The 9,930-nt window shown below is 65.5% G+C and carries 11 protein-coding genes and 1 tRNA gene; 4 read left to right on the plus strand and 8 right to left on the minus strand.

All coding sequences use genetic code 11. From position 1 onward, the window contains the following. The 5 genes from VGI62_RS12290 to VGI62_RS12310 form a co-directional block, all read right to left on the minus strand. On the minus strand, window positions 1-465 hold a 465-nt coding region (locus VGI62_RS12290; protein ID WP_414695687.1), incomplete at its 3' end, for a GFA family protein. A gap of 608 nt (window positions 466-1,073) precedes the next feature. Next, the gene (locus VGI62_RS12295) at window positions 1,074-1,841 is read right to left on the minus strand and encodes an outer membrane protein (protein WP_331504785.1); all 768 of its coding nucleotides are present in this window, start codon (window positions 1,839-1,841) and stop codon (window positions 1,074-1,076) included. Between the two features lie 267 nt (window positions 1,842-2,108). Next, window positions 2,109-2,921, minus strand: coding sequence for a hypothetical protein (locus VGI62_RS12300; RefSeq protein WP_331504786.1), 813 nt, complete (start codon window positions 2,919-2,921; stop codon window positions 2,109-2,111). Window positions 2,922-3,074: 153 nt separating this feature from the next. Next, on the minus strand, window positions 3,075-3,227 hold the full coding sequence (locus VGI62_RS12305) for a hypothetical protein (RefSeq protein WP_331504787.1): 153 nt from the start codon (window positions 3,225-3,227) through the stop codon (window positions 3,075-3,077). A 29-nt stretch (window positions 3,228-3,256) separates the two neighbouring features. Beyond that, on the minus strand, window positions 3,257-4,252 hold the full coding sequence (locus VGI62_RS12310; RefSeq protein WP_331504788.1) for a helix-turn-helix transcriptional regulator: 996 nt from the start codon (window positions 4,250-4,252) through the stop codon (window positions 3,257-3,259). A gap of 73 nt (window positions 4,253-4,325) precedes the next feature. Between VGI62_RS12310 and VGI62_RS12315 the strand changes: the two genes are divergently transcribed. Beyond that, window positions 4,326-4,610, plus strand: coding sequence for a hypothetical protein (locus VGI62_RS12315; protein ID WP_331504789.1), 285 nt, complete (start codon window positions 4,326-4,328; stop codon window positions 4,608-4,610). Here the strand turns inward: VGI62_RS12315 and VGI62_RS12320 are convergent. Together VGI62_RS12320 and VGI62_RS12325 are read right to left on the minus strand one after the other, a co-directional pair. Next, complete coding sequence (locus VGI62_RS12320) at window positions 4,607-4,966, minus strand: DUF6285 domain-containing protein (RefSeq protein ID WP_331504790.1); 360 nt, start codon at window positions 4,964-4,966, stop codon at window positions 4,607-4,609. The genes VGI62_RS12315 and VGI62_RS12320 overlap by 4 nt on opposite strands. Further along, on the minus strand, window positions 4,963-5,958 hold the full coding sequence (locus VGI62_RS12325; protein WP_331504791.1) for a phosphotransferase family protein: 996 nt from the start codon (window positions 5,956-5,958) through the stop codon (window positions 4,963-4,965). The genes VGI62_RS12320 and VGI62_RS12325 overlap by 4 nt, the downstream gene beginning before the upstream one ends. Before the next feature lie 108 nt (window positions 5,959-6,066). Here VGI62_RS12325 and VGI62_RS12330 point away from each other — a divergent pair, with 108 nt between their 5' ends. Continuing rightward, window positions 6,067-7,407: an acyl-CoA dehydrogenase family protein gene (locus tag VGI62_RS12330; protein WP_331504792.1), complete on the plus strand. Its 1,341-nt coding sequence runs from the start codon at window positions 6,067-6,069 to the stop codon at window positions 7,405-7,407. A gap of 78 nt (window positions 7,408-7,485) precedes the next feature. On the opposite strand, the gene VGI62_RS12335 is transcribed toward VGI62_RS12330, so the two are convergent. After that, the gene (locus VGI62_RS12335) at window positions 7,486-8,928 is read right to left on the minus strand and encodes a Mur ligase family protein (protein ID WP_331504793.1); all 1,443 of its coding nucleotides are present in this window, start codon (window positions 8,926-8,928) and stop codon (window positions 7,486-7,488) included. Window positions 8,929-9,213: 285 nt separating this feature from the next. Here VGI62_RS12335 and VGI62_RS12340 point away from each other — a divergent pair. Both VGI62_RS12340 and VGI62_RS12345 read left to right on the plus strand, forming a co-directional pair. Next, window positions 9,214-9,289: transfer RNA gene (locus tag VGI62_RS12340), tRNA-Asn, on the plus strand. A gap of 311 nt (window positions 9,290-9,600) precedes the next feature. Next, the coding region (locus tag VGI62_RS12345; RefSeq protein WP_331504794.1) for a hypothetical protein at window positions 9,601-9,930 on the plus strand (330 nt) is incomplete at its 3' end.

Consider the following 9,930-nt stretch of genomic DNA (forward strand, 5'->3'; position numbering starts at 1 on the left):
GAGCTGCATTGGAAAACCCGGATAGGCAGGGATGTCCCGTGGAAGCACGGCTCCCGGCGGCAGGCTGGCGACCTTGTTTCTCATCTTCACGGGTGGCGGGTCATCCAGGACGCGGGCGCGATAGACCGAGGTCCACCACCCCGGAGCGAACTTCAGGTACATGCCGGAATTGCAGCACGTCGCGACGTATCGCGTCGTCGGCGCCCCTTCCGAAATCTTAACCCCTTCGAGGGCCTCGGCTCCGGCCACGCAGGCGAACCTGTCGTTGCGATAGATCAGGTAAGGCGTCCCGCCGAACTCGTCGCGGATCGGCGCCGCGTGCGCCCGTGCCTCGATAAGCCGTCCGGCGGCTTGGCAATCTGAACAACAGCACGCCGCGCTTAGGATCGGTGCGCCGACCAGCCTCAATCGCACCTGCCCGCAGGCGCATGAAGCGCGTCGCTCGATGCTCTTTTCGTCCGCCATGCCCCGCCTTTCGATCCCACAGCATAGCGTGAGCCCTGTCTCCGAACCTGGTCAAGGACGCCTCGTAAGACGCACGGCGGCGCAGCAAGTGCATAAGGCTCTTGTCCTTGGCCAAGGCCGATGCGTTGAGGCTTGGCCAACGCATACCGCCCAACACCACCCGCGACCGGACGGAAAGCGGCGACCGTCAGGCTGCATCCAGACTACCGCGGCTCAACCGTTGGAACATCGCGTCGACTTCCATGGGAGCGATTCTCACCTTGTGCTCGATCCACCAGGCCAATACGGCCATGAAGGCGCCGACGACATATCGGACCCTGACCTCGAGCGGAACGCCCGTGACCGCCGGCAACTAAGCGAAATCTCCGCGAATAAGATCCGAGATGACGAGCTTGAGCTCGCTCAACATTAAGTCCCGGCCGCGCCCATGGGCGAGAGAAGGATAAAGATCAAGATGCTCAATGCCCCGCCCGTCCTGCGGTCGGAGACTGATACTTTCACAAGTACCGGGTCGCGGGTTCCAGGAGTAGAACCTGATCCCCGCAAGCAACGTCGGGCGGGGGATGCGCCGGCCGAGCCTGGGGGCCCGGCCGGCCATCCTTGATCGTTCAGAACCTATAGTCGAGGCCGACGCGGAACATGTTCGCTTTCACGACGTCGCTCGGCGTAATGCTGATGAAGTTATTGACGACAGCAGTGCCGACGTGGCCGAAGTCGGCATAGAGCCACTCGCCCTTCAGTGACACGTTTTGATTGAAGGCGTAGGCGCCGCCGAGCCCCGCGACCCATCCGGTCTTGGTGCTTTTTGAGCCTGTGGAGAGGGCGTCATTCCCACTGCGGTTATCGGAGAAGTCGACGTTATATTTGAGCTCACTCCAGCCGAAACCACCTGTCGCGTAGCCCATCCAGGGCCCCGAGGCGTAGCCGATCCGCGGTCGAAGCGACACCATCCAGTCGGTCTTGATGGATTGGTTCAGGCTGTAGGTGATTGGCGGACTGATGAGCGCCCCGGACACCAGGGTCTTTGAGTTGCTGTTCTTAAGATCCATCGAGGTCCAGTCGCCCTCGATACCGAACAGCCAGTTGTCCATCTGGTAGTTGTAGCCGCCCTCGATGCCGCCGACGAAACCGGCCTTTGTCTGGTCGTTGGAGGTTGCCGCGAGCGCGGCGGCGTCCCCGGGGTTTATGACGACGTTGCCATTCCCGACGCTCACCCTCGCGCGGGCTCTCGTGTCGCCCCAGGCGCCCCCGGCGACGCCACCTACATAAAAGCCGGTCCAGTTAACTTGGGACTGATCTTGGGCCAGGGCAGGCGCGGCGACGGCGAGGAGCGCGAAGGACACCGTCGTGGCTCCTATGCACAGGAAACGATTCATCATGATTTCCCCTTCTGAAAGTGTGGCTTGTTGAGCGGAATTTGTGGTTGAGAGACCGGACCGCGACTTCAGGGAAGCCTGCGGCCACTGTGTGTTTGCTGGGACACCGTCACGGCGACGGCGACATTCGATGAAGAGTCATGATGTCCTTGGCATCGGAACGTCCCCAGCGCTCCGAGGTTCGCAGCCCGATGATGCGGAGTCTCTCCGGTCAAACCCCAACCGCCTCGTAAGGCCCCATAAATCGGCCCGTCGATCGAGCAGCGACTACTTCGGGTAAAGGAAGGTGGCGACGAACCTCAGGCCCCATGCCGGTCCCTGCCCCGGAGGCGCGTCGCGGGCTGCGTAGACCCTAACGGCGCCGCCCAGCGAGACCCGCTGGGCGCCGAATTTGTACAGGTGGGCGACCGTCATGTTGATGGGGATCGACCACTGACCGTCGCGCCAATTGTAGGTCGACTCGGAATTGATCGTGATGGTGGTGGCGGTCGGGCTCGTCCAGCTGAAGAAGGGCTGGATGAAGGTTGCACTGACGTCCTGGTGACTGTTGCTGCCGAGATCGGCGTACGACCAGATATGATTTACGAGAACTCCATAGGTGTTCGCGCCCTGCTGCTTGAGGAGGAGCGCCGTTGGGCCCGCGCCCCATTTCTTGCTTCCGAGCTCCGCCTCACCGGTCGGCCAGAGGAAGGCCGGACCTATCGCCCAGATCAGCCCGCTGGCCGTCGGTTTCGGTGAGAAGAAGAAGCTCTGGGTGGTGTCGCCGAGGCCGCCGGCCGCGCCGATGCTCGGCGCGACCCGGTCCTGGTAGATAACCGGCAAGATGGTGCGGATGATCACGTTCCAGTCGTCGTTCAGGGCGATCGGAACGACCGGCTGCACGTTCAGGGTGTAGCGTCCTCCGTCAGACGGTCCGAAACAGCAGTCATAGTTGAACTGGAGCGGCACGCTGATCAGGCTCGCCACCGGATTGGCGAGCTTCTTGGCGAGGTCTACGTCGCTCTCCTGGGCCTGGGCTAAGACCGGCGCGCCCAGCGCGAGGGAGAGCGTCGCGAACGCGGAGAGGCAACAGCGGTGCATGATGTTTGCCAACACTTATAGGGAGGCGATCTCAACCCCCGGGCAGAGGAATGGGCATCGGTGGGAACCCGTAACGCATGCCCTGCTGGACCCCGACGCCCCTCATTGGCCGAGGCGCCACCCGTCTTCACAAATCCAAGCCGCCCGGCGAGTTCAGGCCCGCTCGCGCCAGATGGCCAGCGCCAGCCGTGGCCGGGCGACGAATAGCGCCAGCCATACGACCAGTACGCCAAGGTAGCGAAGGCCCCGGCGACGTGGCCGGAACTCGGTCTCGTAGAGGTTGGCGTAGTCAGCGATAACGCTCATGGCGGTGTCCTCATTCAATGAGGACCGGCCTAAGGCCCCGCGACGACAGTTCCGGACGTATGGGCCCGTCGCGCGATGTCGATCTGCTGCACGAGCGTCGCCTTCAGCACCGCCGGGGCAAGCACCTCGACCTTGTCGCCCCAGGTGAAGAGGTGCCAGGCCAGCTCCAGCATGCCGCTGGCCCGGAACCGCACCAGCACGAAGCCATCGTCTTGCTGCTCCACGGACTGATTGGCGTGAAAGCGCCAGCGCAGCGCGTCTTCCGCGCCGGCCGGGGTCACCCGCAGCACCACATCCTCAACATCGTCGTGGAAGATGCCGAAGCTTTCGTCGGCGTAGTCCTGCAGTGAGAAGTCCGCGGGGCGCGCGGCCGCCCGTTCGGTGACCGCGACCTCGTGGATGCGGTCGAGCCGCCAGTTGCGCGGCCCGGCGCCCTCGTCGGCGACCAGATAGTTCGAACGCCCGAAGAGCACGCCGAAGGGCGTCACCTCTCGTATGCGGCCAGGCGTGGTCCCGCCTTCGTAGCGGAACCTCAGCGTCCGCATCGAGAGCAAGGCGGCGCGGACCGCGGCCAGCACCGTCTCGTCCTCAAAGGGCCGCGGGCCTGCCAGGACGGCGATCGTTTCGGCCTGCAGCAGAGCTTCCAGGTCGGGCGCAAGCTTGCGGCGCGCGGCGGCCCGGGTGGCGGACAGCACCTTGTGCTCCAACGACTTGAGCGCGCCGGCGCGCGCGACGGCGCCCTGGTGGGCGAAGGTCTCGGCGGCGGCCGACAGGGCGGCTAGTTCCTCCGCGGTCGGGGCCTGAAAGAGGCCGTCCAGCCCGGCCGGGATACGGAAGCGCCGGGTCGGCGGGTCGTCGATATCCTCGAGCTGTGGGAAGACGTCGCGCGCTGCGTCGCGCATTCGTTCGGCGGTCCGGCGCCCGACCCCCAGCCGCTCGGCCATTTCGTCGAGGGTCAGGCCCTCCGAGGTGCTGGCCAGCATCCGCGCCAGCTCCAGCAACCGGCCAGCCTTTTGATGCCGCATCTTTCTACGTCCGATTCTGTCGTGACAACCAATCAGAGCTGAACGCGTTGAAACCCGCAACGGAGTTCAGACCATGGCTTACCGGACCTTCCGCCCTCGTCCCGCCACCCGTCCGATCGAGACCGCGGCCTTCGAACGCCCCACCCTGCCGGGCTCAGTCGTCGATGCTGTGTTGCGCTATCACGATGAAGCCCAGGACCAGGGGTCAGGGCGCACACTGCTGCGCCTCAGCGAAAAGCGCCTGCGCGCGCCGGAGGTGAAGAAGGCGCTCGGCAAACTCGCGCAGCGGGCAGCCAACGTCGCCGTCCTCTGGAACGAGGACGAGAGCCAGATAATCCAGGTGCTGGAAGCGGCTTAGAGGCTACCCTCGGGCTTGTAGCTCGGCTGGTCGATGGCGAGTTGGTCTTTGGCCGTGGCCTGCATGAGACTGAGCAGCCCCGGTGAGTCGACCGTCAGTTCGCCTGACCGGATGCGGGCGCAAAGCTCCGCGTTGAGGTCCCCATGGGTCCCCCCGTGGCCCAGCAGTTCCGACATCAGGCCCACGGCCCTGGCCTCCGCAGCTGGACCTTGGGTGAGTTCCCGGCCCACCGTCGCCAAGGCATTGGCCGCCACGCGGGCAAGGAAGGCGTTGCGAGGGTCGAGGGTGGGCCGGATCTGGTCGATCCAGGCGCCGACGGCCTCGGCGAGCTCCTCCGTCCTTGGATGGGTGATCAAAGGCCTTGCTCCAAAAGGACGACCAGGTCGGCTTCGGTCTCGGAAACCCGGCGGCCGATCATCGGCCGTTCGACAGAGCGCTCAACGCCAGAGGCCCAGCTCATGTACATCGTCAGGCACATGACGCCCCAGCGAAGCGACCCCAGCATCTGCCAGAAGCGGACGCGGGCGAGCTCGATCGGCCGACCGCCCGCGGCCGCATAGCCGGCAAGCAGGTCCGCATAGTCTCCGAAGCCGCCCACTGGCCGGTCGGGCCGACCGAAACGCCAGGAATTGGTGCAGATCCAGCCCATGTCCTCGGCCGGGTCGCCGATGTGCGAGAGCTCCCAGTCCAGCACCGCGGCGACGCCCTTTTCCGGGTCGAACATGATGTTCCCGTTGCGGAAATCGCCGTGCAGCAGGGCCGGCGCGACCGGCTCGGGGATATGCCTGCGCAGGTATTGAAACGCCAGGTCCAGGATCGGCCGCTCTGCGCCCGTGCTGCGATAGACCTCTTCGTAGCGGTCGAGTTCTGCGGCGGCGTCGACGGTCTTCAGTTTCAGGTGCGGTGGAGGAGCCGTGCGGTGGATCGGGACCAGCACCTCGCCGCACTGGCGCGCTAGCCGCGGCCGCACCGCATCGAAGCGCGGATCGGCGACGATCCGCTTGCCCAGCGTCTCGCCCTCGACACGGCCCATGACATAGGCCTCGCCCAGTCCATCCATCTCGTCGCAAAGGTGGCGCACCGGCGGCACCGGCGCCCCGTTCGCCCCCGTCGCCTGGATCAGGGCCGCCTCGGTTGTCAGACTGATCGAGCGGGCGGTTTCAGGATCGAAAGGCGCAGAGCGGCGGCGCAGGATCAGCGCCTCGCGCGCGCCTGAGCCCTCGATGGCGAAGGCCCAGGTCTCCATGCTCGCCCCGCCGGACAAGCGCTGGGCTTCGGCCAGCCGGGCGCCCTCGCCGCCCAACCTGGCTGCCAGTCTTGATAGTCCTTCGGCAACGTCGATGGCCATGACCCCACGGAACTCATTATTTGATCTAGGTTGTCGGTCTGGCGGGCCTTCGCAGGCTTGTAAATGCCTCTCGGCGTGAACCCGCCCAAGAGCATGAAGGAAAGCGCTATGGACTTCGAACTGCCCCAGGAACTCACCGCCTACCTGGCCGAACTGGACGCCTTCATCGAGGCGAAGATCAAGCCTCTGCAGGCGCAGGATGACAACGAGCGCTTCTTCGACCACCGCCGTGAGCACGCTCGTACGGATTGGGACAACAACGGCCTGCCCCGCAAGGAGTGGGAGGATCTGCTGGCCCAGGCCCGCAAGTTGGCCGACGACGCCGGCCACCTGCGCTTCGCCTGGCCGCCGGAGATGGGCGGCAAGGGCGGCAGCCAGCTCGCCATGGCGGTGATTCGCGAGCACCTGGCGGCCAAGGGCCTGGGCCTCTTCAACGACCTGCAGACCGAACACTCGATCGTCGGCAACAACCCCTTCATCCTGATGTTCAAGGAGTTCGCCACCAACGCCCAATACGAACGCGACGGCGACAAGTTGCTGTCGGGCAAGATGCGCACCGGCTTCGGCCTCACCGAACCGAACCACGGCTCGGACGCCACTTTCATGGAGACCCGTGCGGTCCCGCATGAAAAGGACGGCAAGCCCGGCTGGCTGATCAACGGCGAAAAGATGTGGACGACGGGGATGCACGTGGCGAGCCACGTGATGGTGTTCGCCCGCACCTCCGGCAAGGACGGCGACGCCCTCGGCATCACCTGCTTCATCGTCCCCGCCGACACTCCCGGGGTGAAGATCGAAGAGTACATGTGGACCTTCAACATGCCCACGGACCACCCGCGTGTGAGCTTCACAGACGTCTGGATCCCGGAGGACAGCTACTGGGGCCAGATCGATCGCGGCCTGGGGCTGGGCCAGAGCTTCGTGCACCAGAACCGCATCCGCCAGGCGGCCTCGTCACTGGGCGCGGCGCAATTCTGCATCGACGAAAGCGTTAAATACGCCCGCAAACGCAAGCCGTTCGGCAAGGCGCTGGCGGAAAACCAGGCTATCCAGTGGCCGCTCGTCGAGCTGCAGACCCAGTGCGAAATGCTGCGTCTTTTGATCCGCAAGACCGCCTGGCAGATGGACCGGATGGAGCACAAGGAGATCGAGCGGACGATCTCCGACAAGGTCTCGATGTGCAACTACTGGGGCAACCGGCTCGTGTGCGAGGCCGCCGACCGCGCCATGCAGGTGCACGGCGGCATGGGCTATTCGCGCCATACGCCGTTCGAGCACATCTACCGCCACCACCGCCGCTATCGGATCACCGAGGGCTCCGAGGAGATCCAGATCCGCAAGGTGGCGGCCTACCTGTTCGGCTATGCCGGGCCGAAGCGGCGCGAATTCGAGGCGCTTGCGTCAGCCGAGCGCGATGAGTACGTCCAGCCGACCCCCGCCCGGCCATAGAGGGCGTAACGCCGAATAGAGGGCGGGGGCCCCGTCCTCGTGCTCCAGGTTCTTGAAGCCAGGTGCTTCTTGTCCGGTTCAGGTGGCTCCCACCTGAACCGCGGCAGGTCTAGGCGGCCGCGCGCCGGCGTAGACGTCGTCGAAGACGGCCGGGAGGCTATCGGGCAGACCGAGTAACGGGCCGGACGAAAGCAGGAGGACGACTTCGTCGCCCTTCAGGCCGGCGAGCGCCAGGACGGCGGCCTCGGCCGAGCGGACGCCCTGAACGGGCACGCCCGTGGCGGCGACCCGAGCAAGGATCTCCTCGAAGCTTGCCTGATGATGGGTGCTTGCGCCGTGCGTCGGCGGCGGGACGATCAGGACCTGAGCCGCGCCCTCAAAGACGGTGTCGTACCAGGGCAGCGCGTCGCGGCTGCGCCAGGAGAAGGTATGCGGCTCGAACACCACCACCAGCGGCCTGTGCGGATAGTGCAACAGCAACGCCTCGATCGCCGAGCGGGCCTTCTCGTAGGACGAGCCGAAGCCCTCGATCACCGGCACAGCCGAGCGGCTGGTGAGCCGGTCGAGGCGTCGACGGATCCCGGCGAAGCCGGCGACGCCCGCCTGCAAGGCGCTCTCGCTGACGAGCCCGCGCTCCAGAAGGTAGGCGCTGACGCCCACAATATTCTCGATGTTGTGCTCGCCCAGCAGGCTGGTCGAGAGCGCGATGCGGCCGCCGTCGGGACGTACCAGGCTGAAGTGTGTCACCTCGCCCAGAACCACGCCATCGGCCCACCATCCCTCGCAGCGGGCGGTGTCGTACCAGACGATATGGCGGCCTGCCTCGCCGGCGATGGCGCGGATCGCCGGATGTTCGCGAGCGACCAGCAGGCCGTCGGCGGGCAGCAGTCGCAGAAGCTCGCGGAACGGCGCCTCGTAGTCGGCGAAGGTCGGGAAGACGTTGACGTGGTCATGAACCAGTGAGGTCAGGAGCACGTCACGGGGGTGATAGAGCAAGAACTTTGAGCGCCGGTCGGTGGGCGCGACGATGTATTCGTCACCCTCGAGCACCACTTCGGCCGCCGCACCCCAGTGGCCCGTGTCCGGCAGCGACGGAGAAATCGCACCGACCATCCAGCCCGCATCATGGCCCGCCTCGCGCAGGACATGCGCCATCAGGGCCGTGCAGGTCGACTTACCAAAGGAGCCCGCGACAACGGTATTGCGTCGCCCCGCCGTCGCCTGGCCGACCAGTTCCGGAAAGGTCGTGACCCGCACGCCGCGCCGGCGCGCCTCGGCGACCTCTGCGTTGGATTCGCCGCCGAGCTTGGCGCTCGCGCCAAGCACCAGCACATCGAGGTCATGCGGCAGATTCGCGGCGTCGAACCGGCGGTGGAACGGGAAGCCCAGTCCCTCCACGTAGGTCGACATCGGCGGAAATACGTCTTCGTCCGAACCCGACACCTCATGGCCGGCTTCGCGCATCATCACGGCCGCGGCTCCCATGCCGGCCCCGGCGATCCCGGTGAAATGGATGCGCATAGACGCGCTTCCTCTGCTGCTCGTTAGACCCCAGTCCAAACGACTAGCCGATTGCGCCGCCTGCTCCAATCGACCCGCGACAAAGCGTCTCCGTTACGCCACCGCCTGCCGGTTAATCCCCCCTTAACCACGTAAGCCCACCTTCACGGCGTCTTCTCTGAAGACACCCACCATCACCGACTTTTCATAGCCCGGCGCTCGCGCCGGGCTCTTTTTCTGAAGGTGCTCGGGCCGACTTGCGCGCAAGCGAGGGCCAACGTATACCCCCGCCCCTCGACGGCCTGATCCCGGATAGCTCAGTTGGTAGAGCAGTCGGCTGTTAACCGACTTGTCGCAGGTTCGAGTCCTGCTCCGGGAGCCATCGAGGAACAATACCGCGAAATTCGCCCGCCGAACTTACATTCGGAGGCGCGAGAGCCCGGAGGAGACGCTCAGGCGTCCCGGAGATGCGGATTTCGTCATCAGAGACTTCGTCGTCGCGCTGGACCATCGCTTGCACGCCGTGCCGGCGGTACCCGCCCTGCTCATCACCAGCCGTCGGTGGTCTTGAGCGAGGAGGCGTTGTTCCTCCCTGTCGCGCCGAGTGACCGAGCGAGTCTTAACGGACAGAAATCTCACGTATTTAGTGGATGATCACGTTTCTATTGATTCTATAGGTACGAGAGGATTCGCATGCCAACCCTGTCCGGCCATACCGACGAAGCGACCGCCGCCAGGGTCAACGATATGGCCCGGCTTGAGGATCGCACTTCGTCGCAGATCACCTCGGCGGCGGTCCGTTGGTATGTCCGCCTCTCGCCATCGGCCCGCGATGCGCTGCGGCGGCTAGAGGCGGCCGGCGAGGACGCGGTGAAAGCCGGGGCTTGGGCCGCCGGCAGAGCCCTGCTCGACCAGGAATATGAGGCCACTCTGGCGCGCGGCCTTCAAGGTCACACACCAAGGCTGAGCTCTGACGCCAGTGAAGGTGAGATCATGGCGGAAGCCGTGCGACTGACGCGCGCG

Origin of the sequence: Phenylobacterium sp. (assembly GCF_036495085.1) — a bacterium.
GTDB lineage: Bacteria > Pseudomonadota > Alphaproteobacteria > Caulobacterales > Caulobacteraceae > Phenylobacterium.